The 25,464-nt window shown below is 38.2% G+C and carries 22 protein-coding genes; 10 read left to right on the top strand and 12 right to left on the bottom strand.

The window, feature by feature from the left end; all coding sequences use genetic code 11:
* Nucleotides 1-353: 353 nt before the first annotated feature.
* Nucleotides 354-2,228, top strand: a complete 1,875-nt coding sequence (locus tag ACFSY7_RS02440) for a suppressor of fused domain protein (RefSeq protein ID WP_380146689.1) — start codon at nucleotides 354-356, stop codon at nucleotides 2,226-2,228.
* 48 nt (nucleotides 2,229-2,276) lie between these two features.
* Here the strand turns inward: ACFSY7_RS02440 and ACFSY7_RS02435 are convergent, their stop codons facing one another.
* Together ACFSY7_RS02435 and ACFSY7_RS02430 are read right to left on the bottom strand one after the other, a co-directional pair.
* A complete protein-coding gene (locus ACFSY7_RS02435; RefSeq protein WP_380146688.1) occupies nucleotides 2,277-3,422 on the bottom strand; it encodes a hypothetical protein in 1,146 nt (381 codons plus the stop codon).
* Nucleotides 3,423-3,503: 81 nt separating this feature from the next.
* Nucleotides 3,504-3,971 (bottom strand): GNAT family N-acetyltransferase, encoded by a 468-nt coding sequence (locus ACFSY7_RS02430; protein ID WP_380146687.1) that lies wholly within the window; start codon nucleotides 3,969-3,971, stop codon nucleotides 3,504-3,506.
* Nucleotides 3,972-4,423: 452 nt separating this feature from the next.
* On the opposite strand from ACFSY7_RS02430, the gene ACFSY7_RS02425 reads away from it, so the two are divergent.
* From ACFSY7_RS02425 to ACFSY7_RS02415, 3 genes are all read left to right on the top strand, one after another.
* The gene (locus ACFSY7_RS02425) at nucleotides 4,424-4,585 is read left to right on the top strand and encodes a hypothetical protein (protein ID WP_380146686.1); all 162 of its coding nucleotides are present in this window, start codon (nucleotides 4,424-4,426) and stop codon (nucleotides 4,583-4,585) included.
* The gene (locus ACFSY7_RS02420) at nucleotides 4,582-5,373 is read left to right on the top strand and encodes an Imm64 family immunity protein (RefSeq protein WP_380146690.1); all 792 of its coding nucleotides are present in this window, start codon (nucleotides 4,582-4,584) and stop codon (nucleotides 5,371-5,373) included. Before ACFSY7_RS02425 ends, ACFSY7_RS02420 begins: the two co-directional genes overlap by 4 nt.
* A gap of 237 nt (nucleotides 5,374-5,610) precedes the next feature.
* Nucleotides 5,611-6,159: a DUF2247 family protein gene (locus ACFSY7_RS02415; protein ID WP_380146685.1), complete on the top strand. Its 549-nt coding sequence runs from the start codon at nucleotides 5,611-5,613 to the stop codon at nucleotides 6,157-6,159.
* Between the two features lie 648 nt (nucleotides 6,160-6,807).
* Here ACFSY7_RS02415 and ACFSY7_RS02410 read toward each other — a convergent pair.
* Nucleotides 6,808-8,109: a hypothetical protein gene (locus ACFSY7_RS02410; protein WP_380146684.1), complete on the bottom strand. Its 1,302-nt coding sequence runs from the start codon at nucleotides 8,107-8,109 to the stop codon at nucleotides 6,808-6,810.
* Between the two features lie 155 nt (nucleotides 8,110-8,264).
* Here ACFSY7_RS02410 and ACFSY7_RS02405 point away from each other — a divergent pair, with 155 nt between their 5' ends.
* Both ACFSY7_RS02405 and ACFSY7_RS02400 read left to right on the top strand, forming a co-directional pair.
* On the top strand, nucleotides 8,265-9,788 hold the full coding sequence (locus tag ACFSY7_RS02405) for an AbgT family transporter (protein WP_380146683.1): 1,524 nt from the start codon (nucleotides 8,265-8,267) through the stop codon (nucleotides 9,786-9,788).
* A gap of 12 nt (nucleotides 9,789-9,800) precedes the next feature.
* Nucleotides 9,801-10,982 (top strand): amidohydrolase, encoded by a 1,182-nt coding sequence (locus ACFSY7_RS02400; protein ID WP_380146682.1) that lies wholly within the window; start codon nucleotides 9,801-9,803, stop codon nucleotides 10,980-10,982.
* A gap of 38 nt (nucleotides 10,983-11,020) precedes the next feature.
* Here ACFSY7_RS02400 and ACFSY7_RS02395 read toward each other — a convergent pair whose 3' ends face one another.
* Nucleotides 11,021-12,067, bottom strand: a complete 1,047-nt coding sequence (locus ACFSY7_RS02395; protein WP_380146681.1) for a bifunctional transcriptional activator/DNA repair enzyme AdaA — start codon at nucleotides 12,065-12,067, stop codon at nucleotides 11,021-11,023.
* Nucleotides 12,068-12,789: 722 nt separating this feature from the next.
* The gene (locus tag ACFSY7_RS02390; protein WP_380146680.1) at nucleotides 12,790-13,305 is read right to left on the bottom strand and encodes an NPCBM/NEW2 domain-containing protein; all 516 of its coding nucleotides are present in this window, start codon (nucleotides 13,303-13,305) and stop codon (nucleotides 12,790-12,792) included.
* Between the two features lie 130 nt (nucleotides 13,306-13,435).
* Here ACFSY7_RS02390 and tnpB point away from each other — a divergent pair, with 130 nt between their 5' ends.
* On the top strand, nucleotides 13,436-14,578 hold the full coding sequence (gene tnpB / locus ACFSY7_RS02385) for an IS200/IS605 family element RNA-guided endonuclease TnpB (protein ID WP_380146678.1): 1,143 nt from the start codon (nucleotides 13,436-13,438) through the stop codon (nucleotides 14,576-14,578).
* 89 nt (nucleotides 14,579-14,667) lie between these two features.
* Here tnpB and ACFSY7_RS02380 read toward each other — a convergent pair whose 3' ends face one another.
* The 3 genes from ACFSY7_RS02380 to ACFSY7_RS02370 form a co-directional block, all read right to left on the bottom strand.
* Nucleotides 14,668-17,190: a M60 family metallopeptidase gene (locus tag ACFSY7_RS02380; RefSeq protein ID WP_380146677.1), complete on the bottom strand. Its 2,523-nt coding sequence runs from the start codon at nucleotides 17,188-17,190 to the stop codon at nucleotides 14,668-14,670.
* Nucleotides 17,191-17,395: 205 nt separating this feature from the next.
* Entirely contained in the window at nucleotides 17,396-18,481 is a 1,086-nt protein-coding gene (locus tag ACFSY7_RS02375) for a homoserine O-acetyltransferase family protein (RefSeq protein WP_380146676.1), read from the bottom strand.
* A gap of 87 nt (nucleotides 18,482-18,568) precedes the next feature.
* Nucleotides 18,569-19,411, bottom strand: a complete 843-nt coding sequence (locus tag ACFSY7_RS02370) for a pyridoxamine kinase (RefSeq protein WP_380146674.1) — start codon at nucleotides 19,409-19,411, stop codon at nucleotides 18,569-18,571.
* A gap of 155 nt (nucleotides 19,412-19,566) precedes the next feature.
* Here ACFSY7_RS02370 and ACFSY7_RS02365 point away from each other — a divergent pair, with 155 nt between their 5' ends.
* Complete coding sequence (locus tag ACFSY7_RS02365; protein ID WP_126991351.1) at nucleotides 19,567-20,118, top strand: ECF transporter S component; 552 nt, start codon at nucleotides 19,567-19,569, stop codon at nucleotides 20,116-20,118.
* Nucleotides 20,119-20,299: 181 nt separating this feature from the next.
* Here the strand turns inward: ACFSY7_RS02365 and ACFSY7_RS02360 are convergent, their stop codons facing one another.
* From ACFSY7_RS02360 to ACFSY7_RS02345, 4 genes are all read right to left on the bottom strand, one after another.
* A complete protein-coding gene (locus ACFSY7_RS02360) occupies nucleotides 20,300-20,479 on the bottom strand; it encodes a hypothetical protein (RefSeq protein ID WP_126991352.1) in 180 nt (59 codons plus the stop codon).
* Nucleotides 20,480-21,026: 547 nt separating this feature from the next.
* The gene (locus ACFSY7_RS02355; RefSeq protein ID WP_380146673.1) at nucleotides 21,027-21,944 is read right to left on the bottom strand and encodes an anti sigma factor C-terminal domain-containing protein; all 918 of its coding nucleotides are present in this window, start codon (nucleotides 21,942-21,944) and stop codon (nucleotides 21,027-21,029) included.
* Nucleotides 21,941-22,438, bottom strand: coding sequence for an RNA polymerase sigma factor (locus tag ACFSY7_RS02350; protein ID WP_380146672.1), 498 nt, complete (start codon nucleotides 22,436-22,438; stop codon nucleotides 21,941-21,943). The genes ACFSY7_RS02355 and ACFSY7_RS02350 overlap by 4 nt, the downstream gene beginning before the upstream one ends.
* A gap of 130 nt (nucleotides 22,439-22,568) precedes the next feature.
* Nucleotides 22,569-23,312 carry a GNAT family N-acetyltransferase gene (locus ACFSY7_RS02345; protein WP_380146671.1) on the bottom strand — a complete coding sequence of 248 codons (744 nt, stop codon included), beginning with the start codon at nucleotides 23,310-23,312 and terminating at the stop codon, nucleotides 22,569-22,571.
* Nucleotides 23,313-23,458: 146 nt separating this feature from the next.
* Between ACFSY7_RS02345 and ACFSY7_RS02340 the strand changes: the two genes are divergently transcribed.
* Both ACFSY7_RS02340 and ACFSY7_RS02335 read left to right on the top strand, forming a co-directional pair.
* On the top strand, nucleotides 23,459-23,893 hold the full coding sequence (locus ACFSY7_RS02340; protein ID WP_380146670.1) for a hypothetical protein: 435 nt from the start codon (nucleotides 23,459-23,461) through the stop codon (nucleotides 23,891-23,893).
* A 98-nt stretch (nucleotides 23,894-23,991) separates the two neighbouring features.
* Nucleotides 23,992-25,401, top strand: a complete 1,410-nt coding sequence (locus tag ACFSY7_RS02335) for a sigma-54 interaction domain-containing protein (RefSeq protein WP_380146669.1) — start codon at nucleotides 23,992-23,994, stop codon at nucleotides 25,399-25,401.
* Nucleotides 25,402-25,464: the final 63 nt, after the last annotated feature.

Genomic DNA, 25,464 nt, shown 5'->3' with positions numbered 1-25,464 from the left:
TTGGAGATTCATATCGTTTAAAAGACCATTTAGCATCTGATGATGCGTGATTTTGTGCACCTTTAAGTAAGCGTTTATGTACATAGATTAGTTGACATTTATAAATTTCAACAAGAATTGGTACAAGAAGGACAAGCTAGCTATTTTAAAACAAAATAATATAGACCCTATACTTAGCTTATATATAATATGGTTATTGCCCCAAATCTAAGATAGCATACGGATTCTAATTTAGAGGCTGTTGTGATAGCGTTAAAAAAAGCAGATAAAAATGAACTTACAAGAGAAGCAATCATAGAGACGCTATATGAACAAGAAAAAATAGCAAAAGAAGTATAATTGGAGGGGAAAATATGCAAGAAAATACGACGGAAGAAAATTTAATCTTAAAAGTAAATAAAGCGATTACAAATGGAGACCTAGCAACATTACAACAACTATACAATCAAAATGAAGATATCTTTCATGTCTATACACCGGTTGGAACGGTTTTACATTTAGCAGCTGAGTATAATCAATCAGCTATCGTGAAATGGCTCATAGAAATGGGGATGGATATTAATATAGAAGATAAAAATTATGGCCATACACCGATAAGAAATGCAATATCAGAAGGGCATGTGGATTTGTTTAAAGAAATGTTTCAATTAGGTGCCAAGATTTATTTTGAAAACCCAAAACATCCTCACCAAGACCCATTATTCGGGGCTATTTTGGCGGGAAGTAAAGAGATGGCGCAATTATTAATTGAACATGGCGCGGACACAACAATTCGCTATTTTGAACGAAAAGATGCCACGCTGATGGCGAAAGAACAAAATCAAACAGAAATTCTAGCGCTCATTCAGGCCCATAATGCGACCTTACCCGCCGCCCATGTGCCGCGTACAACGCCTAAAGAAGAATACGATGATGAGGACGAGGACTATGAGGATGAAGAAGAAGAGGAAGAGTACGAAGAACCATCCAGTCATGCGGTAATTCGTGCGGCGTTTGAAGAGGTGTATGGTCCGATTCAAACAACCTATTATCAAAATTTCCCTTCTGAGGTACCGATTCAGGCGCATATTATTGCCCCATCAGCCGCCCATCCGTATTATGTTTTATTTACAACAGGTATGAGTGACCGCGCGGTTGGGTATAACCTGTTATATGTGGAAAATATGATGAAAGTACCCGCAGATTGGCTTGACGGCGAGGCAGACTGGTCAGATAAAGATAAAAAATGGCCGATTAATTGGTTGATTAAATTAGCAAATATCCCACATGCTGAAAAAACCCAACCTGAGCGAGGGGACATCGTCTCTAATAACGACGGTTTAGCTACCGTCTATGACATCGAAACCCATTTAAGCGGTATGTTGATTTCGGCTCCTACTGATTCGGACATTCAACGTCTGCCTATAGAAGGGAAAGAGATTCGCATCGATGAACTGGTGCCGGTATACAAAGCCGAATGGCAGTATGCAGAAGTAAATGGAAATGAAGCGTTACAGGAAAAACTAGCTGTGGCACAAGTACAGGAAGTGATTGATTTTCAACGTCCTGCGGTTGTGGATATGCCCGCAAGTGAGGGACCATCTAAATCAATTAAAAAACCTAAAAAACTGTCTAATTCGGAAACAATACGCCAACGATTTGAAACAGAGTATGGACCGATTGCGTTTCAATTTACGCACTTAACCGTAGAAAGTAATCCTTCCATTCCAATTAGTGGAAATATCATTTATCCAACAAAGAAACATCCGTATTATGTTGTTTGCACGCTCGGTGTCAGCGATAATGTGTCCACAAAAGAGTCCACTACTTATTCGACTAAAGTAGTGGAGATGATGATGAAACTACCACTTAATTGGGTCGCTTCTGAAGAGGAATGGACACTTCCTGAAAAAAATTGGCCACTCCGTCTAATGGCAGAACTAGGGTATCACGTTCGGAAAAATTCATTGAAACTAGATGTTTATACAACATTTCCGGTAGAAGGGGAAATAGCGGCAATTCTTTCTGAGTATACAAACATGACGCATCTTTTAGCCAGACCTCCAATAGAAAATGATGTTTCTGCTGCATCGAATGAAAGATTCTTTATTGTCACTAATCAGCTTATACCAATTTATGAATCAGAGATGGATTATGCGGAAGGGATTTATGGTGTGGATCTTATTGATTACTTAGAAAAACAACAGGCAGATAATGTATTAGTTGTGAATCGACCACCATCTGTCTAAAAAAAAACACGGAGAAATCCGTGTTTTTTTAATGGGAAATAATTTGTATTAAATAAACGTAGGGCGTGTGAAAAAGCCATCTTCTCCAATGCCCATCATTTGCGTAAAAAGAAGATTCTCTAAACGGCTAAGTGGTTTAATACGCGCACTTTTTTCAATATTTGAGGACGTAAAGCCTCGTTGGATAAACGTATAAACTTCGCTAATGGAATGCTTGTCTAATGCATCATCAATTTTTTGTAGGGGAGTAGGCAATTTGCAATAAGCTGCATAAAATTCACCATGAGCCATCGCTAATTCCTTCCACATACGCTGGTAAAACATACGTCCTTCTGTTCGAGCGATAAAAAGGTCGTCGATTTCTTCTGATGCCATATTTAAACGAAAGGCCGCTTCTTCATAATGAATAATAGGCGGCTTGTTTCTTAGCTTTTCAAAATGTGTATAGGCCGCTTCTTGTTCAGCTACAGTCCACTTTCCGCTCCAATAGTTCGGGTCATGCAATGTCCGCAAAAAGTTTATATCCTCGCAGTGAAAAGCTGTAGACAGACTATTTTCTAAGCATGGCAGTAAAATTCTTCTGTCTACTAAGTCCTTTAAAATACGCGTTGTCAGCACCTTGCTTGGCGTGAATTCTTCTGAATAGTTGCAAAGGGGCATAATCTGTTGTTTTTCTTTATCATAAGCCAGTTGCAGCAGCCCTGTTACATAAAATCGTTCAGCACGCGTTAACTGAATCTCATTAGAAGTATGGGAAAGCTCAGTTAAAAATGCTGCAATTTGCGTCTGTTCTTTTTCATTCAGCTCATCCTCTGTTAATTGAAACATTTGGTAGCGCATTTGTTGCTCTTTTAAACATGCGTCACAGTGACATTGCATTTTATCGTGATGCTCACAAATAGGGCAGTAACGCATCGTATCGATTTCATTCATACGTCGAATTTGAGAGCGATTTTGTAGAGGTAATAATAAAGGTGTATGACCACATAGCTCGCAGTGCTCATGTACAAAGGCATCTGGAAAATACTGCGTTAACGTATTGGGCTGTACATCTAGTGCATAATAAGCAATTAAATTAACAACTGGCATCATTTCCTCATAATAGGCCTTCACTAATAATTCGACTTCTTGCGTCGATAAATGAGAAAGCTTTGTATGAATATGCTGTACATCTAAATCGTCATAAAACGCCATATGTTGTAACCTCCTTTCTTTAATCATAGCGTAAAAAGAAACTAAGAAAAAGCGAGAAATCCATAAGAACTTCTCGCTTCTTTACACCCTACATGTTAATTCTTTTGTCATAAATACACTATTGGGATCTTCCTTATACTGACTAAAAGGACCGCAGGCGATAAAGCCAAAACGTTCATATAAGCGATGAGCCGGCTTAAATGCGTCCATTGAACCTGTTTCTAAAGATAATGTTGTAAAGCCTCTCTCTATCGCATCATCAATAATACGCTGTAAAATGGCTGCGGCAACACCTTTTCTTAAATGTTTCTCTACCGTGCGCATCGATTTCAACTCCGCCTCCGTTTGCGACAATTCCTTTAAAGCACCACAACCCATAATCTCAGAACCCTCCCAGGCACTATAAAACGTCATATCCGCTTGCTTTAAGCCATCAACCGATAGCGCATGCATACTTTCAGGAGGAGAATTTCCAGCCATATCCGCTAAATGCAGCCCAATCAACCCCTGAGACTGCTCATTCGTTAAATCATCAATAATAATCTTCATGCTCACACGCCTCTTGATACTATTTTTGCTATTATATTCGCTATCAATCATCGAAACAACTCTTTTTACGAAATTGAGTAATGATGTCTAATTAGTAAATGTACCGAAAATGGTTTACGTTTAACGAAAACAATTGGTGACACAACACATGCATACTTCTATAATAACGAAGAACTACTATTTACAAGCAAGCTACTACAATCCAGCGAATGGGCCTGGAATAACAATAAAAAGATTTATAAAAAACTTTACTTTGCCTGACTCCTAAATTTAGTACGAAGGCTGTGCAAAAAAATCGCACAGAAAAGATTTTGGATTCAAAGAGAACTATAATAAAAAACAAGCAACTAAATTTGAAAAAGAAATTTCATATCAGGTTGGAAGCTTACTCCAGAAGAATTCATGGATTCAGAATAAAGTAAGGCAAAGTCTTAACTACAAGGATGATAACTATGATAAATGTAGGTTTAGTATATGAAAATGAAAAAAGTATAGCGAAAGAACTTCAAATTGTCGTATCTTTTTTAAAGAAAATGGGACTGATTATTGTTGAATGGAAAATCTCTTTAGATAAAGATGGAGAAAAATGGATTGAAAAAAAACTAAAGATATAGACTTTACAATATTAACAAAAAATTATTATGGAGAAATAATGGGGTACATTGCAAATTTTGATGATTTTCAAGAAATTCCGATGAGCATTAGTATTCAACGAGAAAAAAATTTTTATGGCTATGTGCTGCATTTAGATGAAAGTAGACTAAATGATTTAGTAATCGATACAATAGAGAAAAAAATAATTACGTGGGTTATCAATTTGAGCAATTTAACAAACTTCCGATATGGCTTTTGTGATTATGATAGTGAAATAGAATATTCTCCAAAAAAACAACCGAAAATAAACAAAAGTTATTCAGTTATATTTTGGCCAGAGGAAGGACAAACAAAAGTAATAAAAAATAGTTGGAAAATAGATGGATTAACTGAAAGGGAAATTGGGTTAGGGGAAAATTTATTTGATAAGGACGATATAAAAATGGATAAATACAATTTGATAGTGTATAAAGCATTATTTTTTGAACTTTTCATGATGAAGAAAAAAGCGATACATTCAATTTTATCAAACCTTTATAAATTGGATGATAAAAGAGAAATTTCTAGTTTATTGATTAATGTAGGTATGATTTATAATAAACTTGGTGAAAAAAATGTAGCTAGTGAATATTTCATTAAAGGATTGCATTTAGTAGAAAATGAAAAACTAGAGTATCATCCAGATTTCCCTAAAATCCTAAGAATTATTAGTGAAAATTCGACTCTAGAAGTTAGTGAGTATTGGAAAAGAAATTTTAGACAACGGATTAATGATGATAAAAAGTTTAGCAAATGCTTCAAAATGTAGTTTTCACTTGATGTGATAATCCATGCGGAAATTGGAACTGCTTATACGTATGATCAAAACGAAAAATTTTTACAGGAAATGGCTATATTAAAGAAAGCAAATGTTTTAGATCGTGAAGGATATTAAAATTTCGTAAGAAGAGATTATTATTTAAGCGATAGCTAGGGGAGTAGCAATAAAAAATAGAATATACTAGAGGTGAATAATGTGAAAAATTCTCTTGTTCCGGAGAATTCGATGAATATAAAGATTCCTTATCAATTTTTACATCGTCATATTGAGTTGAAATGGCGTGATATTTATTTTGGGTTGTTAGGTGAATATATAGATTCTGCTGTAGCTATTGAAAAAGCCATTGATGAATTAGAAAATGAAGATGGCGTTTCAGATACAATTGCTAGTATTGCTATTGCATCCGAAAAAGATTCGATGGAAATACAAACATATTTATTAGAATTAATCCCGAATGGAATAATGAATCAACAAAAAGATGTTTATGAATTAAAGTACAAATGGTTATATCTTTTTCTTTTGTATCTTTATGAAAATAAAGAAGAGCAAGATTATCAAATTGAGCGAAGTGATGGAACCGAAGTCCCGAATATTTATGAAAAAGTTTACTGGCTGTGTTCCGATTTCTCTGCAAAAGATTTTGATTTACTAGAATGTTTTGAACCCATTTTTCAGTTGACATCAAAAATGACTGTTATAGCTGTAACGAATGAAGAGATTAATAGTGTATGGCTTTCCTCATTAGAACAATATAAAGAGCAATATTTAAAATAAATCTTAAATAGGAAACTAATCTATGAAGCAAGATAGTGATAAGGCCGTTCTATTGGCAGCACAAAACTTAGATTAGTAGGGATAATTTTAATCATAAAACATTAAAAAAGTGAAGTCGATTAAGTGACTTCACTTTTTATTTCTGGTACATCATACTTTCAAAAAAATGCTGATTTACTTGTATAAGTTCATTGGTTTATACAACGAAGCAACAAACGCCTTTTGAAATCTCTACAGCGCACCTTCAACAAATTCAGCGGTCATAACTGTCTTATGACCGCTGAATTTAGTTAGACGTTTGATTATTAAATTAATTACACCACTAATGGAAGCCCATTTATTATGTCCACGAACAAACCACGTATCATCCGCATTTATTTAGAACCTCTCTCAGTAAATAGAATCCTCTATGAAATATCTTTTTTGCAAATTCGCGTAATGGTGTCTTATCGGTATAAGCAATAATTTATTAAAATAAATTATTTTATTCTATTTAATTATAAAAGTTATCTTAAATTAACCTAGTTAACTTATATAAAATAGAAAGGTTTACTAAAGTTTTATATTTAACCTGATTTATTGACGCAAAAAGAGGGTCTAATAAATAGTTTGCGTTTGCTTATTTTAAATTGTCGTAGTAAATATGTGTTAGTGCTTTGGAAATTGAATTTCGTAAAACTTTTTCGGGCGTCCTCTAGAGCTTGTTGTAATCGTTGGTAGCTCTGCCGCAAGTCCTTTCTCTTGTAAATGCTGTAAAATACGGTTCGCTGAACGGACCGTAATATTTAATTTTTCACTTAATAAATCCCCATTTAAAATTGGATTTTTAAGCTCTTTAACTACCGCATCTATTTTTTGCAGTTGAATTAGTGGAAATGCATACTGCTCACTAAGTTCTCTTAAAAAATCTTGCTCCTGCTCATCAAAAGTAATTACTACATCTGGTAATAATGGTCCTTGTTTATGATGCTGTTCGATAATCCAGCCTTGGGTTTCTTTAGATGAACAAAGTTGTGCAGCTCTTTGTGCAAATTCACGACTCTCTAATACATCCTCACCAACACCCCAGCCCACCTTCACAGGAAATGACAAGGTTTTATGCAAATAGCCTACAAGCTCACACTTTGTTTTATCATGCGTGCGTTTCATAAAGGCCTCATAGGTAGTTAATAACACAATCGATGCCGCTTCTCGGTGAACCAAAATCGTCTCATCCTGTTCCTTTAAATCTAAAATCGCTTTGTATAAAGCGATTTGCCGGTACTCCAGCGCATCCACATTCATTTTATCAACAGGAATATGAATGTGTGCCACTACTAATTGGTTGCGACGAAATCGTTGTAGCTCCAATTGATACATAAATTTTTTAAACGTCGTTTTAATCGCATGCTTTGACGGATGTACAAGTAAATACGGGATTTGATCTACCTCGAGCATCGCCGGAATCTCTGCAACGCGTGTCAAACTAAGCTTTACGTCCTGCCTTGAATGTAATTGCTTATGCCACTGCGCTAGTTGGTCAATAATTTTTTGTGTGGAATAGGAATTGATTGTCTGACTAAATAAATACGGTGCTTCATCCGCTGACCATTCATGAATCCCTAAATAGTCATTTTCCTCATAGCAAAAATCAATCGCCAGTTCAGATAACGATATTTGATGCTTATAAAATAATTCCGTTAAAACACGGTAAAAATCCCGCTCCGAAATATCAAAATAGGCAATCGGAATTTTAAGTTGCTTAAACTGCGTTTGTGCAAAGAAATAGGGAATTTGTCCGCTAAACAACGCCCCAGCCCCTTCAGATAAATGCGTATCCAACAGCATTTTTAAATCATCAAAATGCTTGTATGTAAAATAGACTAACTCATAATTATTCGGCTTGATAGCATCTAATTCTTTAATCCATGACAAAGATAATTCTGCTGTAAAAACGTTTATTTTATACATGATAGAGCCTCTTTTCGTTTAAAATAGCTATTGCCTATTTTATCATTATATGGTTTCATTTTATAAAAGACCTATTCAACTTGTGTCTTTTAATTAAAAAAGACAGAATATTCAAACGTTGAAACGTCTAGTTCATTTTAAAGGAGATGAAGAACATGAATAATGCAGACACACAAAAGTCATCGTTTATCACCCGCTTTTTAGATTTAATTGAGCGAGCAGGAAACAAGTTACCAGATCCGATTACACTCTTTGTCATTATGGCTGGACTTGTCCTAATTTTATCATGGTTACTGTCTACAATTGGTTTATCTGCCGTAAAGCCTGGCACAGAAGAAACGATTACCGTTGTCAATTTATTAAGTCAAGATGGCTTAATCTTGATTGTAACAGAAATGCTGAATAATTTTACAGGTTTCCCTCCACTTGGTATGGTAGTCGTTTCGATGATTGGCATTGGTTTAGCGGAACAAACAGGTCTTATTTCCGCTATGATGAAAAAAACGGTTATGGCCGCACCTGAGAAATTAATCGTCCCTGTGCTTATTTTAACAGGTCTAGTCGGTAATCTAGCAGCCGATGCAGCATTTATTATCTTACCACCGATTGCAGCGCTTATCTTTATGAGCATCGGGCGTAATCCAATTGCTGGTCTTATCGTTACATATGCAGCAGTAGCAGGCGGCTTTAGCGCTAACTTATTGATTAGCTCTCTCGATGTTTTACTACTAGGGATTACCGAATCTGCGGCACATATCGCAGATGCAGACTATACAGGTCGTGCCACAATGAACTATTACTTCCTTATCGCATCCACATTCGTTTTAGTAATTTGTGGTACTTGGGTTACGAAAAAGTTTACAGAACCGCGTTTCGGTAAATTTGAGGGCGCTGTAGACAAATTAGAACCATTAACTGCACTGGAGAAAAAAGGCTTAAAATGGGCAACCATTGTCACAATTATTTATTGTGTCGTTATTGCATTTATGGTCATTCCTTCTAATGGTCTTTTAAGAGATCCGGAAACAGGTAGCTTCTTAAACTCACCATTTATGACAGGTATTGTGCCAATCATGCTCTTCTTCTTCCTTTTACCAGCACTTGCTTATGGTATTGCGTCAAAAGAAGTGAAATCAGATAAAGATGTTGCAGAGAAAATTTTTAAATCAATTGCAGATATGGCCCCGTTTATCGTATTAGCGTTTGTGGCCTCGCAAATGATTGCCTACTTTAACTGGAGTAATATTGGTTCGATTATGGCAATTAAAGGCGCTGAGCTATTACAAGCATTAAACTTTACCGGCCTTCCGATGATTATTGGCTTTATTATAATTTGTGCCTTTGTCAACTTACTAATTGCCAGCGCTTCTGCAAAATGGGCATTATTAGCTCCAATTTTTGTACCGATGTTTATGTACTTAGGCTATTCACCAGCCGTTACACAGGCTGCCTATCGTGTGGGGGATTCTATCACCAATCCGATCACACCTATGCTAGCTTATTTCGCCATTCTTTTAGCTTTCGCAAGACGCTACGACAAGAATATTGGCATTGGGACATTAATTTCCGCGCTACTTCCCTACTCTATTGTCTTTGCGATTGGTTGGGTCATTCTATTTGCCATTTGGTTCTTATTCGATTTACCGCTAGGACCTGGTGATTTTATTCATTTAAAATAAGGAGATGTTTCCATGTCGATTATTCAACAGGAGAAATTTAGTACATTAATTGATACGTATGAGGAAGAAATGATTGCGCTTCGTCGTCATTTCCATGCAAACCCGGAGCTTTCGTATGAGGAAGTAGAAACACCTAAGACAATCGCTGCCTTTCATCGTGCTTTAGGACATGACGTACGTGAGCATGTGGGTGGTAACGGTGTTGTCGCAACATTAAAGGGACATAAGCCTGGAAAAACTGTTGCGCTACGAGCTGATTTTGATGCGCTGGCTATTACGGAAGAAACAGGGCTCTCTTTTCAATCAACAATTAATGGGCGCATGCATGCGTGTGGGCATGACGGCCATACCGCTACGCTCCTTATTGTCGCAAAAGCATTAAATGCGCTACAGCATGAGCTTGCAGGAACGATTGTATTTATTCATCAACATGCCGAAGAGCTTGCCCCGGGAGGCGCGATTGCGATGATTGAGGATGGGTGCTTAGAGGGGGTAGATGTCATCTTCGGCACACACTTATGGGCGCCACTAGAGCTAGGGACGATTTATACGGCACCCGGGCCACTAATGGCAGCTGCGGATGCGATTTATATTACCATTCAAGGTAAAGGCGGACATGGCTCTAATCCAAGTGATACGAAGGATTCCATTTTAATCGCTTCTCAGTTTATCTTGAATTTACAGCAAATCGTTTCAAGACGAATTAATCCCCTCCACCCAGCGGTTATATCAATTGGTCATATTGAAGCATTGAATCCGTTTAATGTAATTGCAGACCAGGTGTATTTAAAAGGGACTGTTCGTACGTTTAATGCAGAAGAACGCGATTTAATTGAAAAAGAAATTGAGTCGTTATTACAGGCGACGTGTGCTTACATGAAAGCGAGCTATACGTATGAATATGTGCGAGGCTATCCAGCAGTCGTGAACCATCCTGCTGAAACGAATCATATTATGCAGACCGTCGAAAAAATGCCTGAGCTTCAAGGGTTAGTATGTGAACCACAAATGGGCGGAGAAGATTTTGCTTACTATCTTGAACACGTACCAGGCAATTTCTTCTTCACAGGTGCTAAAAATCCTGAATGGTCCGAGGTTTATCCACATCATCACCCTAAATTTGATATTGATGAGCGAGCATTAGCTATTGCAGCTAAGGTATTAGGCCACGCTACGTTAGATTATTTAAAATAATAAAAAGGAAGTGCTCGCATGAAGAAGCACTTCCTTTTTTATTGACCTTCTAGCTCCAACAACCAAGCCTTTCGCTGCAGTCCCCCTCCATAGCCACCGAACTGCCCATCTGTATTAATAACGCGGTGGCACGGGATAAGCAGTGCGATTTGATTGGCACCATTTGCTTGTGCAACTGCACGGGCAGCTGTTGGTTTACCTAATTGGATGGCGAGCTCCTTGTAACTTCTCGTTTCACCGACTGGAATTTGGCGGAGTTGTTCCCAAACTACCTTTTGAAAGGGTGTGCCAATTTCAGTTGAAAGGGGTGTCTGAAAAGTCATAGAGGTTCCTTCAAAATAGGCAGCTAATTCCGTAGTTAACTGCTGTAGGAGCTTATTTGTCCCAGGCACAATCGCTACATTTAATTTTTTACGTATAGTAAGGATTTCATTTTCCAGCCCTCGACGATCGACAAACTCGAGCAAATAAAGGGCCTCGTCATCTGCAATGGCCATCATAGGTCCAAGTTTTGTTTCAATCCAAGTGGTAGTTAATAAGCGAATGTCGCCACTACTGCGCGGTACATTTCCCATAATTCGTGTAAAGGCATCACGAAACCCATTGCTAGATTCAAAGCCGCTATCAAGCTGTGTCTCAATTAGGGGCTTGCCATTACGTATATGATTGAAGGCAATCCTAAGTCTTCGCGCACGTGCATATTCTAAAAACGTCATGCCAAATGTTTTTTGAAATTGCCTACGTGCTGTATTGGCACTGATGGATAATTCCTCAAAATCTCGGTCACGCCATTTTCTCTCAGGATCTGCTTCGATGGCTTCCACTAATTTTCGTACGTCTGCTGATAATGTAGTCGGTGTATGAAGCGGCTGACATCGTTTACAGGGGCGGTACGAGGCAAGCGCTGCCTCTTGCGCTGTTTTGAAAAATTCACAGTTTTCTTTTTTAGGCTTTTTCGCTGGACAGGTCGGTCGACAAAAAACACCTGTTGTCCTGACCCCAACAAAAAAGATGCCCTCGTAGTGTGAATTTTTTTCAAGTAGCATTTGATAATATTCGTCAATCAACGCTGGTTGTGAAATCATATGCATCCTTCTTTCATTTCTTGATGAGCTTAGTCTATCAAATTCCTCTTCTCTCTATACCCAAAAAATTAACACCGATTTTTTTCATATGGTAGCTCACCAATCCTATCGTCAGAAATCGCGCATCACCTTAGAAAGCGTGTTTTGGCTACGACATATCAATAAATATGTGTCAACACTATGAGAATAAGCCTGTTCATTTAACAAGTATCTATTCGAGTAGGAGGTTTTCGTAAATCATTATCATTTCTTTGCAGGATAGTTGTGCATGCTTGGTATCATATAGCATAAAAATAACTTAAAAAGTACCCCTTTGAGCCCAGATTTCGCCCCTTTTTCGTCATTTTCGGGACTGTAAAGGTCGTTTTCAACATAGAAAAATGAAAATTAATCAAGCATCTTGCTGTTTTCTAGAATCGCGCTAGCAAATGCCCAGATCCACGCTTAAAGCTCGACAAAAATGATCCCTCGGAGAAACAAAAAAGGCTGTTTTTGCCTCATTTCAGGCAAAAACAAGCCTTTTTCTATGCTTAAAGTTAATAACTATCGCTTACATTCATATTAAATTATGCTAGTTCAGCTTTTAAATACAAAATAGTTATGCAAATGCTTATATTCCCTGCGTCTTTAGGCTTTGTTTGGCACATATTTAAAATTATGTCGTAGTCAAAAGACGCTAGTTGAGCTTTTGACGATTTTTAATAAAGCATTTCTAACAAACACTATCGTTTTACAAACTTCGCGTCAGCCCATACCGTATGATCTGCCGCATTTCCATTAATGCCAGAATCCGTTGTGACAAGCTTCAGCTCCTTTGCGCCCTTCAATGAAACACTTACGAAGCCGCTTGAAGTAGTAGAATAAAAGGTGTTACTGCCATACACCTGCTTGCCGTCCACAGATACTTCAAAACGAGCAGACGAGGAGGTATTATTCTGCATCTCCTGATCAATACCAATATAGCTTTCAAAGTAATCATAGTCACTGTTACTCAAATCATAAATGACTGTTGAGCGAGCATGTGTCCCAAGCCCTTTTTTGTATGTGGTATCGACACCCTGACGAAGTAAATGAATAGCTTTGCCTGATGGCGATTTATCTCGCTGAAAGCCGCCCCATGCAATGGTAGCTGATACAGGGTCAATATCTGAGGTATAGGTCACCTGATTGGCAACAACAACACGCATTTTCTTCGTTTTTTGCTGACCCTCCTGCTCTATTTTATCATTTCTTCGCACAATCCCCCTCCCTTAAGGAACGTAGTGAGTAGGGAGGGGATGAATGCGAACCCAATGATTCTGCCAGTACTAATTTGTTGAAAAGAACATCCGTTCCTATTATACTATTCGAAAAAAGGAGGTGTCTGTCATGCCATATCAAGCGTATAAATTCCGTATCTACCCAAATAAAGATCAACAAGCGTTCATACATCAAACCCATGGGCATTGTCGTTTTGTTTACAACCATTTTCTTGAGTTATGGAAGACTTCTTATGAAGAAGAAGGAAAAGGGTTGAATCGTTCCATTATGTCCAAAATGCTCACAAAGCTGAAAAAACAAGAGGATACGGCATGGCTACGCAACGTAGATAGTGTGGCATTACAAGCCTCTTATGAAAATTTAATAGACGCTTTTCAACGTTTCTTTCAAAAGCAAAATAACTATCCTCGCTTTAAAAGTAAAAAGAATCCAGTTCAAAGTTATACTACGAAGAATACGAATAACAATATTGCGATTGTCGGTAATCAAATGAAGCTACCAAAATTAGGACTCGTAAAATTTGCGAAGTCGCGTGATATTGAAGGTCGTATTCTAAAAGCAACGATTAAATACAATGCGAGTGGTACGTTTTACGTGTCTGTCCTATGCGAAGTACCAGACTTTAAGCCATTGCCTCAAACAAATGAAGCTGTAGGAATTGATTTAGGTATCACCGATTTTGCGATTCTGTCCGATGGACGTAAAGTGGATAACCAACGCTTTACAGCCAAAATGGAGCAGAAGTTAAAACGTGAGCAGCGCAAATTGTCACGTCGCTACGAGCAAGCAAAAAAAGAGGGTCGTAACCTACGTGAGTGCATGAACTACCAAAAGCAACGTCGTAAAGTGGCTCGTTTGCGTGAGCGTGTCGCGTTTCAACGTGAAGATTTTTTGAATAAACTGTCAACGGCATTGATTCGTCACTATGACGTCATCTGTCTTGAAGACTTAAACACAAAAGGCATGTTGAAAAATCATAAGTTAGCGAAAGCGATTCGTGATGTGTCATGGTCCTCTTTTGTGCAAAAACTGATGTATAAGGCGAAATGGTTCGGTAGAAAAATTGTTGAAATCGACAGATTCTTCCCATCGAGCCAAATTTGTCATACTTGCGGTCATCGAGATGGCAAGAAACCATTAGCTATTCGTGTGTGGACTTGTTCATCTTGTGGTACGACACTAGACCGAGATATTAATGCAAGTAAGAATATCTTAATCGAAGGGTTAAGACTTTTAAAGCAACAACCGTAGGAACGACGGGGATAGCCTACTAAAAAAAGTGAAGCCGCTGTTTCGAGCAACTGGAAACAAGCAAGCACTGTTCGTAGGAATCTCCCACTTCAAGCAACGTTCGAAGAACGGCTAAGTGGGGGTAGTTCAAAGGTCACCGTATAGTCACCAGGAACTTTTGTATCGACATTGGATGTAATAGAAACCTTGTCAGTAATAGTATCACCTGCGCTATTTTTAGCCGTCACGTAATCACTTGGCGTAAATGCACTATTTACAGGAATGGTTACGTGATGTTCAATTGACAATTCAGGCTGCGTAGTATGGACTTCTACAGCTTCTAAAGCCTTTAGCTTTTTATCGTATGCAACAACTTGATAGGTCGCATCTTCTGTGATTTCCTCGGTGAAGCTATTCGTTGCAGTGAATGCTAAAAGCTTACCATCTCGGTAAATTTCATAACCAAGTACATGCTCTTGATTGTCTGGGTCCATCTCTAGTGAAATCGTATTTTTAGTTGCTGCATGCGTTAAATCAACTTGTGGCTGCGCGTCCTCGGTAAAGCCATGTCCTTTATAAGAAATCACACTATTATTTAAATACCAAATCTTTGTCGGCGCCTCATAAATACTCGTTTTCTCTTTCGTATCATCACCTACAGTGAAGCCATGTCGCGCAAAGTAGCTGCTTAAGTCCTGTTCTAGTACCTGTGAAGAATATTGAATTAAATATTGCTGCTTTGAGTAATCACCCTCTGGTAAGGAAACAGGCTGTTCACGGTAAAGTTTATTCAGTTCAGCCCAGTAACCTGGATGAGCTAATTCTAGCTGCCAAAAAGCACCTAAGCGTTCGGATAATCCTTGTGCCGTCATCGATTTTTGGTTTTCTTTAATAACATGCTTGTAAATCGTTTCATATGGAATTCGATTATCGAGCGCATTATACTCTACTGACATTGCCATCGAGACCATATTATTTGTCACTTCTCCGTACTCTCGCATGCCAACCGCCATTCGATGCCCAATTTCATGGGTTAAGCCCCAGCCCGGATACGTTTTACTGAAATCCCCACTAAATAAAAATGGGACGGTGCTACGCTGTATACCGGTATGATTCCCTGCTGCATACATCGCACCATAGGGCTGCATTAATCGAATATTTTCACGAATTTTTCCTGGTGTATGCACTGTCTTACTACTGTCAAAACCCGTAAAATCAAATAGTTTCTTAATCCATCTATCATATCCACTAACGGTCGTTTGCGGATTGACATCATTAGTAATAAATTGCTTATATGCTTCTGAAGCGGTACCTGTAAATAAGATGCGATCACTCATAATTTCAGTCACATCAATTAATTGACGGTCCTTTACCTCCGGGTGGGCTTCAACATCTTTCGCTAGTCGTTGCTGATAGGTTTCTAAAAAGCTTTTAAATACCGCAACATCATCTCCTTTTTTAAATAAAGGGAAACGCTCCCCACCTTCAAAACGTAAAACCGGCGCTTTTTTCTGCTGTTCAGCTGTATAAGGATTGATAATATAGACAGCGCCACCTTGTGTCACATTCCCCGTATAAATTGCGGGTACAGTAAAGACATTTTTTCCTGGCTTTAAATTAACCGTTCGATTCCACGCATTCCAGCTTCCCTCCTGCTGGGTAAACATGAGTTGTGGTAGTGGCTGTGTGCTATCTGCCTCTACATAGACGGTTAATTCCTCCCCAACTAGAGCAGCAATTCCTGTAGGCTGCGAATTTGAGCCATAGGGCATTTTTAATGTTTGCTGTGCATAACTCGCCATATTTCCACGCTGTTCAGCTGTGATAATGCGTCCCTCTGTTTGCAACTCCCCATTGACAATTTTTTTCGCTAAGGAAATTTGTGATTTGTATTCTTCAGAAAGCGGGTGCTTTGCAATTTGCTTTTCTAGCTCCTCAATTTTAGCAGGTGAATTATAGGTTGTGCTTACTTCTGCCATTAGATTATTTGAGAAAAGGCTGTTCATCTCTTCAGCTATTTGGTCTTGTTTGTAAAAGGAAAATTCCCCTGCGGCTGCCCAATTTGCATTGGCCTTTTTAAAAACGAATTTTAAACGTTTAAATTCTGTATTTGCAAATTGAATTTCAATCGTATCATTCGTCGAACTAGTATATTCGCCTACAGTTACGCGTGTAAAATCATCTTCTGCTTCGGAAGTAGAAGTATAAATTTCGAATTGCTGTGCAAACCCTTTACCACCTGGGCGAGGGGTGTAAATAATTCGATTTAGCTCTTCCGTATCATTAAATGTAAATATGACCTCATTCGTAAATGTATCACTGTTCGGCTTTCCTGTTTCCCAGTGCGTGGTTGTATCACCATCAATCGCATAATCTAGCAATGATTTATGATAAATGCCACCATTGTTTTTGATGGATTGTATATGAGAAGAATCAATTTTAAAAAGTGCCTCATAGTCTGCTAAATATGCGCTATTCTTTAAAGAAAATGGTTGTACAGAAGCGGTGGTATTTTCAGTGTTCGCACGTACACTGTTTTTTGTCTCCGATTCGGTTGCATAACCAAGGATTGGTAAAGTCGTTAAATTAAGTGTTAGAACTGTAGCTACGGCAATTGATACGCCTTTTTTCATGTAATAACCCCCATCATAATATTAAAATCGCTTATAACTATCTGAAAAATCAAATAATTAATAAACATAGTTAAAATCGTAATATAAAAAACATATTATTACAATTATTTTAAACTTTTGATATAAATTAAATTATTTTTTAAATAGACAAAAGTCCTATACTGATATTAAAATAAAAAAACACGGATTTCTCCGTGTTCCTTGTCTATTGTAAAAATTCTTTTAATCGATTTTCATAAGGCTTGATATCTAAAATCCCTGCCATATGCCCATAAGTGCTTTGATAATGAAAATGGTCTGCTGTTTTATGGGCATTCTTCAACAGCGTAATAAATTCAGCATTGTAGGATGAGGGCTGCAGTAAATCATCATCACATGAAATGAGTAGTACATCAGCTTCAAATCGCGCAGCTGCTTCCTGTAACGAACCTCGCTGGCGGGCCAAATCCTGTAGCATGGTCGCTTTACATGTATAATACCAATGTGTTGGATCAAGTACCGGTAGATTTTGTTTAATTGTTTGCGAAAGCGCTACTTCATAGGTAGCTGGTATTTTCAAATCTGTATAGGTTGCCTCATCATCCTGAATGCGTGGATATGTTTTTTCGTAGAACGTAGAAGTGAAAGCGCCCGTATTCATCATTTGTACGGCTAGCTGTAAGCCTTCCTTCGCGTCTTTGGTTGGCCAATTCGCATCTAGCTCTAAAACACGCATCGCCGGCTGTAAGACAGTCAATGAAGTCCATGTCGGATTTTGTGCATTGGTAATGACGCCGGTAATCCGCTTCGCAAATGTTGGAAACTCACAGCCGAGCTCTAATATTTGAAACCCTCCTGCAGAAGCCCCCATCGCTAAATAAAGCTGAGAAATGCCAAGCTGTTCACTTAAAAATTGATGAGCAATCTTTGCCATGTCGCGATACGTAAATACAGGGAAATCCAAGCCATATGGTTGATTTGTTTTTGGATTAATCGATGTAGGACCGGTCGTCACAACACTTGGGAGATAAGGTGCGACATTACACACATTATCGATACTCACCACAAAAAATCGCTCGGTATCAATTACCTTCCCAGGGCCAATCAGTGCATCCCAATAACCAGGCGCTGCATCATCCGCATGGTATTTCCCCGCTGCATGGCTACTCGCACTAAAATAATGTGCAATGTAAATCGCATTATCGCGCGCTTCGTTTAACGTACCATATGTTTCATAGCCTAATGTTAAAGGAATTTCTTGCCCATCTTCAAATGTATACGCTAATTGGAATTGTTGTTTTTGAACAATCATGATAAATTCGCCACCTTTCCTTCCCTAAATACCCTCATTTTACCGTTTTCCACCATAAAAAAAGAACCGCCAAAGCGATTCTTTTCTCTACAATAGCATGCCTAAATGCTGTTCAAAATAAACACCTGCTTTTGTCAGGCTTGTTTGTTTAGCGGTGGTTTCAATAGCAGCTGTTAAAAATTGCTCTGCTAGTTTGATTGTTTCTTCTAGGCTTTGGCCGCGTAATAGCCCACCTATGACGACAGATGCGAATAAATCGCCTGTTCCGGAGTAGCTTTGGCCGTTAAATGGCTGTTTATGATAAAAGCTCTGCTTGGCATCGATGACGACATTGCTAATCGAAGGCTTCTCTGTATAGGATGATGTTACACCCGTAATAATAACCTGGGCGCCTGTTTGTGCATGGAGCACCTGTCCCGCTTCCTCTACCGCCTGCATAAAGCTTTCTTCTTCGTGATAACTATGTAATTTCTCATACGGAATGCCGGTTAATAAGCAGCATTCTGTAATGTTTGGCGTAATAATCGTTGCCTGTTTCACTAGCGCGCGCATTCGTTCTAGTAAATGGCTCGTATACATCTTATACAAATCTCCCATGTCGCCCATGACAGGATCGACGAGCACCGTTGTATCTGTCGTTTGAAACCGCGCTAAAAACTGCATAATGTGGTCAATCTGTTGCTCCCCTGTCACAAAGCCGGTATGAATGCCATCAAAGGTTTCATTCATTTTCCCCCACTCTTCGATAAAGTGGGGCATCTCAGCTGTTAAGTCCTTACAATAATAGCTATCATATGCTGTTTGTGCTGTTAAAATAGCTGTCGGAAGCGGACAAGCCTGTACGCCCATGACAGAAAGCACTGGAATAGCTGCAGTAAGCGAGCATTTCCCAAAAGAGGACATGTCCTGAATAACCGCTACTTTTTTCATTATCGTTCAACCCATCTCTTTAGTTTAATTTTCTTCATTCTATCATATCTACTAACTAAACTGACCCTATCATTTTTTAATAAATTGGTACTTTTCTTTATGTCAGTTTTGCTTCAGAATAATCTGTAAATTAACAATGAGTGAGGAAGATGAATATGCAAAATGTAAATGGATATTCCGAAACACATAAACGAACATTAGAGCTGGTTATGACAGCGGTGCTTATTGCGCTTGTATTTGTTTGTACAATGCTACTAAATATTAAATTGCCAATTAAAGCAAATGGTGGGCTTGTGCATATGGGGACAGCAATGCTATTTATTACATCGATCCTATTTGGACCGAAAAAAGGGGCATACGCTGGAGCGATTGGTATGGCGCTCTTTGATATGGTAGGTGGCTGGCTATTGTGGGCACCAATTACCTTTGTAGCACGTGGCTTACAGGGCTATATTGTCGGGAAGATTGCATGGGCGAAGGGTCATAAAGGAAATCATATGGGGCTTAATATTATGGCTGCGGTGATTTCAATGCCAGTGATGATTGCGGTGTACTATGTCGGCGAAGGGATTCTGTATAATAACTGGGTAGCGCCGCTGGCATCGATTCCTGGTGATATTGTACAAAATGTGATTGGACTCATAGTAGCCATTCCGTTATGTGCGTTTTTATTAAAAATTCCTTATTTCCAAAACAAGTTACGGTAACAAGACTGAAAAATATGCTATAATGAAGCCATACAAAAAGACGGTGCGCGAACACCGCCTTTGCAACAGACGTCACTGATGAGTTACAGCTCTCAGTGTCGGACCTCTCAAGTAGTTGAATTGTGTGAGAGCGTACACATTAGCTGTTACAGCAGCTTACGTGTTTAACTTCGGATGGGCCTTAATCTTCATGATTAGGGTCTTTTTCTTTTGGCTGACAATTATAGCCGCGAAAATGTTTGACGCCCTTACTGTCCGTCCACTCTTTGCTGTAGCAATAGTTTTTACAGAAACTACGCGCAGCTAGTAGTGTAATCGGTAGAATAAGCGTCGAAAAAACATACAAAAGAACCGCCGACATAAACCGCCTCCTTTCTAAGAGGCGCTGTTGCATACATTTATTATATCAAAAAAAGCGAATGGATTCGAACGTCCATTCGCTTTTTTGAATAAATAAAAGGACTGGCTCAAAAACGCCAGTCCGTGTAGCACCTAATGATGCAATCAATTGAAACTTCTATTTTTGTTACGTGATGTTGCTTAAATAACTTTATTTACTTACACAATGTTAACGGCTTGGTTAAGTCCCGCAACATGTGTCTACGATCGAGACATAACACATTCTCGATACGACGCCTTACTTGTTCGTGTTGCTTGTATAGCGTGGTATGGGATTGCATCATTATTAGTTGTACTGTTCCCCGATAAAATAAAGATAAACCACTTTTTTAAAATTAATTTAAATTATTTGTGATTATTTTTCCACCGCGATTATCCCTTGAGACTGAAAAGCTTGTCATATCAGGGATTTCAGCCGTTTTTTCATGTATGTCAGTCTCCTTTACTATTGTCAGTGTAAAGAAGAAAAATGAAGAAATGGCTAGTAGAAATCTTAAGAAATGATAAAGCTAATTTTTATCAACTACTGCACCTATACTTGACGATTTAATATAAGATTGATTTTTTAAAATAGCTAAATCTTTTTTCGTACCGGTTACGACAACCCCAGCAATAAATTTCTTGTGCTGCCGTTTTTTTAGTAGTTCATAGTCTTCTTTAGAATATGTTTTAAGTGCTTCTAAGAATCGTTCTGGTGTATTGATTCCTTCTTCACTCGTTAACAGTTTTTGGGCTAAAACAGTAGTATTTTTATTAGGTGCAGAGAATCCGTATAAATCGCCATCTAATTCTGGCATATCACGCTTTTGTTTTTTTGAGTCAAAATCATTCACCCAATACCAGGTCACATGAAGTTCTTTCGGAAGCATTTTCTGTACATGTTCAAATGGAAAGCTATCCTCAAATGAAATCGCCATCTCTATATATTTATCATCAGGATATTGCTTCATATTAGCTAAATCATTTTCATAGGTTTTGTATTGATATTGTGGCACATAAAACTGCATGATGCGTTGACCATCTGGAATATGAATCTCTGTTGTATCATCTACTGAAATTGTCGTGCTTGTAAAGGTCGTTGATTCGAATCCTTTATTTGTATAATGAATTGTTTGGGTATCCCATGGAATTATTGTATCCTCAATAATTTTATATACTTGCTGCGTCATCGTGCCTTTTAAAAATCCCTGTGTCTCGCTCACATTCGTTGTAAAGGTATTAGCTGAGCTCATAAAAGCTTGCTCATTCACTTTCTCATGCATGACCTCTGTTTGTATTTTTCCCATCCAATAACGATGACCGTAAAAGCTAGCTGCTATTACCGCCACGCTAATTAGCAGTGCCACTACTGTCATTTTTAATAAAGTGCGCTGTTTTGCTTTTTTTAATGTTTTTGTCAGTTCTTTTTCATTAAATGGATCTGTCATTGTTCATAGCCCCCTTGTTCATAAAGCTGTTTGAAATTTGCTCTTGCTCGCGCTAAATAAGTTTTAACCGTGTTAGTATGTATATCAAAATAGGCAGAAATTTGTTGATATGACCAGCCTAAATCATATTTACATAATAAGAGTTGCTTATGTAAATAGGGTAATTGCGCTAGCACCCGTTGTACTTGTGTCGCCTGTTCTTTTTTGATGAGCTGCTCTTCTATGAGCGCATTAGATGATTTTAAGGCATCATCCAATTCAACTTGCTCAAATTTTTTTGAACGTCGACACTGGTCATAAAAAAGATGGATAGCGGTTTTAAATACCCATGCTTTATACTTATTCGTATCAATCGCCACTAGATGCACCATCGATTTGTAAATTGCATCCTGTACAATATCCCTTGCCTGTTCTGGATTTGCGCCAATTTTCACCAGATAATAATAAACGTCATTCATCACCTGAATTAGCTGCTCATTCGCAATTTTGTCCACGCATCTCTCTCCTTTCTGCTAATTAAACGAATGAATAAGGAAAAAGTATACACTATTTGTTTGAAATATACGTAAAATGTTTTAAGAATAATTCTGCACACAAAAAAACTGCCCATTTATTGGACAGTTTCTACTTCCTTACATAAATTGCGTAAGGCTTTCTCGCCGTAAACCCGATTTTCTCCGCTAAGACAATCGAGGCGGTATTCCTTACATCACAGTCCCAGTGAGGCGTGATGTTCTGCGCTAAGCAATGATCGATAAAAGCCATCGCTAGTTGCTTGGCAATGCCTTTGCCGCGGTAATCAGGGTGCGTGAAAATATCGACCTCCGCCGCTGTAGTGGACTGAAAAATGGCAGTTGCCTCCCCAACGATTTGTTCCTCGTCCATCATACAAAAGCCACTGCCATGTGCTAAAAACTGTGACACGCTTCCCCAATATTCTTCGTAATAGACTTGTGGGAATTCCGTTGACATCATAATGGTTTTGGCATCAATGCGCTGTATAGGATATGCAGTGTGCAAGCGAGGTAATGCTTGATAGACCGCTGTATCAAGTGAATAGGCATAGCGTGGTATTTTACGAAGCGGAGCCGCATCTAGTCGTTGTTGCCAACTCGTATCTGTCACAAATAGCGTAAAACGTCCCTCGCCCGTCATACAGCGCTGTAAAAAGGCGTATAGTTCCTCTTCAACAGGCCCTGTCACGAAATAAAGTCCGGAATCCGTGCGAATCACATAGCTTTGCTTCACGCAAAAAATAGCGCCAGGAATCGTACGCTCTACTACACTACTAACAAATGCAGGTGAACCAGAGAAATTATGGGCTCTAGACGATTTAAAAAAAGTTTGTTGTAACTTGATAGTTTTCATACGTTTCTCCGTTCTTTTTACAGTTGATTATAACATAAGGCCCTTTTCTTAATGTTTTAGGTATCATTTGATTTTTTAATAAAAAACAAATATAATTTACATAAAATTATCAATTTTCTAATAATTGTAATAAAAGGAGTGTTGAAATGAGTGAGAATAAACCTACATTACATGAGCTAAAAGACATGTCCATTCGTAAATTATACGATGTCGTAAAAAAGGATGAGCAAGATAATTATCCGCTACTACGCCAGTTTGAGGATAAGGAAGTCGCATTTTTAAAGGAAAAGGTCAGCATTGATTGGCAGTACAATCGTATTTTTCAGCCTTTTGCGATTTTTTTAACGACCATTACCGTTGCGCTTGCGGCATATATGAAGCTAAGTGATGTCCATCTACCAATAGGCGCGGCCTTTGCCTTTTTGTCGACGACGTTATTTGCGACAATTTGGCTGAATGTCTTTACAATTGAGCGAAACTACTGCTGTCGAAAGCTTGAGCTAATGCTTGCCTATTTCCATTATCACGAGCAGCCAGCACCCGATCCTAAAGCAATTTCCTTGCAAAAAATAAAAGCATGACCTCTATATAGGGGGCATGTTTTTTAATAGAGAGTAAAAGTACGCGTTCTTTTTGTTGTTTTTTGGAAATATAGCCTATAATGAATAGAGGTGAAATTATGACGAAACTAATCGATTTACATTTATTATTACAATCAATTATTGAGACATCGAATAATAATATTACCATTACAGATCAGTATGGAGTTGTTCTTTTCACGAATGAAGAGCATTGGCATCTTTATGGCATAGACAATATGTCGGCTATTGTTGGGAAAACGGTTTATGAATTAGAAGAACAGCAAATTTTAAAGCCTTCTGTTATTTCATTCGTTATTCAAACCCAACGCAAAGCGCAAGTCATGCAAGAAACAAAAACAAACCGTTTTTTAATGACAACCGCCTATCCAATTTTTAATGAAGATGGCACTTTGTTATACGTTATTTGTTATACGCAAGACCAAATGAATATCTTAAACTTGCATGAAAATTATGATAAATTACAACGAAAACTCGAAAGCGTACAAGCTGAAATGTCTTCGCTGCAATCAAAGGCCCAAATTACATATCGTAGTAAATCCTTTGACAACGTGTTAGCGATACTAAACCGTGTCGCTCATACAGACGCAGCTGTTTTAATGCTAGGAGAATCAGGTGTGGGAAAAAGTATGCTTGCCCGTTATCTTCATGACCAGAGCAATCGTGCTAAAGGGCCTTTCATTGAAGTGAACTGTAGTACCATTCCTGAAACTTTATTTGAATCAGAAATGTTTGGGTATGAGTCTGGTTCTTTTACAGGTGCTAGTAAGAATGGGAAAATGGGGTTAATTCAACAAGCTCATCAAGGGACGCTATTTTTAGATGAAATTGGGGAAATGCCACTAACAATGCAAGTAAAAATGCTAAAAGTATTACAAGAAAAAAAATTTAAAGCAATTGGAAGCCAAAAAGAAAGCAATGTAGATTTCCGATTAGTGACAGCCACAAATCGTGATTTACGAAAAATGGTGGATGAAGGAAAATTTCGTTTAGATTTATATTATCGGCTAAATGTCATTTCAGTAGACATTCCCCCATTACGAAAACGTCCAGAAGATATTACCGCACTTATCCATTATTATTTAGATGAAATGAATAAAAAATACGATACATTAAAAAAGCTACACCCACTTACTTTTCAAGCTTTTTTAAATTATGAATGGCCGGGAAATACACGAGAATTAGCCAATGCACTCGAGCGCCTTGTGTTAACGACAGATAGTCTTGTGATAATGCCCAATCAGCTACCAATAGAAATCATGCAAGAGCTACCATCCTCTCTGCATTTAGAAGAATGTGAATCGCTTAATTTGAACGAAGCGATTCAAGCGATTGAGCGCAAATTATTTGAAAAGGCACAAGAAAAAGCGACTACTACGTATGAAATGGCTGCGTTGCTAGGAGTTAGCCAACCGACTGTAGTCAGAAAATTAAAAAAACTGAAGCGTGAAAAAAGAGGCTGGGACATAAGTGAAAATTCCAGCCTTTAATAGAGAAGGTGATGTCGAATTTGACATCACCTTCTCTATTTTTATGTATAAATTGGGAATTAC

Origin of the sequence: Kurthia populi, assembly GCF_042686175.1 — a bacterium.
GTDB lineage: Bacteria > Bacillota > Bacilli > Bacillales_A > Planococcaceae > Kurthia > Kurthia populi.
This window is presented reverse-complemented; position numbering and strand designations above follow the sequence as displayed.

What these genes read in the sequence shown, in the direction of transcription:
- tnpB (WP_380146678.1), top strand. Translation starts at nt 13,436, where the DNA reads ATGCCATATCAAGCGTATAAATTCCGTATCTACCCAAATAAAGATCAA.
- ACFSY7_RS02395 (WP_380146681.1), bottom strand. Translation starts at nt 12,067, where the DNA reads ATGATTTCACAACCAGCGTTGATTGACGAATATTATCAAATGCTACTT.
- ACFSY7_RS02410 (WP_380146684.1), bottom strand. Translation starts at nt 8,109, where the DNA reads ATGTATAAAATAAACGTTTTTACAGCAGAATTATCTTTGTCATGGATT.
- ACFSY7_RS02430 (WP_380146687.1), bottom strand. Translation starts at nt 3,971, where the DNA reads ATGAAGATTATTATTGATGATTTAACGAATGAGCAGTCTCAGGGGTTG.
- ACFSY7_RS02400 (WP_380146682.1), top strand. Translation starts at nt 9,801, where the DNA reads ATGTCGATTATTCAACAGGAGAAATTTAGTACATTAATTGATACGTAT.
- ACFSY7_RS02360 (WP_126991352.1), bottom strand. Translation starts at nt 20,479, where the DNA reads ATGTCGGCGGTTCTTTTGTATGTTTTTTCGACGCTTATTCTACCGATT.
- ACFSY7_RS02335 (WP_380146669.1), top strand. Translation starts at nt 23,992, where the DNA reads ATGACGAAACTAATCGATTTACATTTATTATTACAATCAATTATTGAG.
- ACFSY7_RS02355 (WP_380146673.1), bottom strand. Translation starts at nt 21,944, where the DNA reads ATGACAGATCCATTTAATGAAAAAGAACTGACAAAAACATTAAAAAAA.
- ACFSY7_RS02345 (WP_380146671.1), bottom strand. Translation starts at nt 23,312, where the DNA reads ATGAAAACTATCAAGTTACAACAAACTTTTTTTAAATCGTCTAGAGCC.
- ACFSY7_RS02370 (WP_380146674.1), bottom strand. Translation starts at nt 19,411, where the DNA reads ATGAAAAAAGTAGCGGTTATTCAGGACATGTCCTCTTTTGGGAAATGC.
- ACFSY7_RS02380 (WP_380146677.1), bottom strand. Translation starts at nt 17,190, where the DNA reads ATGAAAAAAGGCGTATCAATTGCCGTAGCTACAGTTCTAACACTTAAT.
- ACFSY7_RS02425 (WP_380146686.1), top strand. Translation starts at nt 4,424, where the DNA reads ATGATAAATGTAGGTTTAGTATATGAAAATGAAAAAAGTATAGCGAAA.
- ACFSY7_RS02365 (WP_126991351.1), top strand. Translation starts at nt 19,567, where the DNA reads ATGCAAAATGTAAATGGATATTCCGAAACACATAAACGAACATTAGAG.
- ACFSY7_RS02415 (WP_380146685.1), top strand. Translation starts at nt 5,611, where the DNA reads ATGAATATAAAGATTCCTTATCAATTTTTACATCGTCATATTGAGTTG.
- ACFSY7_RS02375 (WP_380146676.1), bottom strand. Translation starts at nt 18,481, where the DNA reads ATGATTGTTCAAAAACAACAATTCCAATTAGCGTATACATTTGAAGAT.
- ACFSY7_RS02405 (WP_380146683.1), top strand. Translation starts at nt 8,265, where the DNA reads ATGAATAATGCAGACACACAAAAGTCATCGTTTATCACCCGCTTTTTA.
- ACFSY7_RS02340 (WP_380146670.1), top strand. Translation starts at nt 23,459, where the DNA reads ATGAGTGAGAATAAACCTACATTACATGAGCTAAAAGACATGTCCATT.
- ACFSY7_RS02440 (WP_380146689.1), top strand. Translation starts at nt 354, where the DNA reads ATGCAAGAAAATACGACGGAAGAAAATTTAATCTTAAAAGTAAATAAA.
- ACFSY7_RS02435 (WP_380146688.1), bottom strand. Translation starts at nt 3,422, where the DNA reads ATGGCGTTTTATGACGATTTAGATGTACAGCATATTCATACAAAGCTT.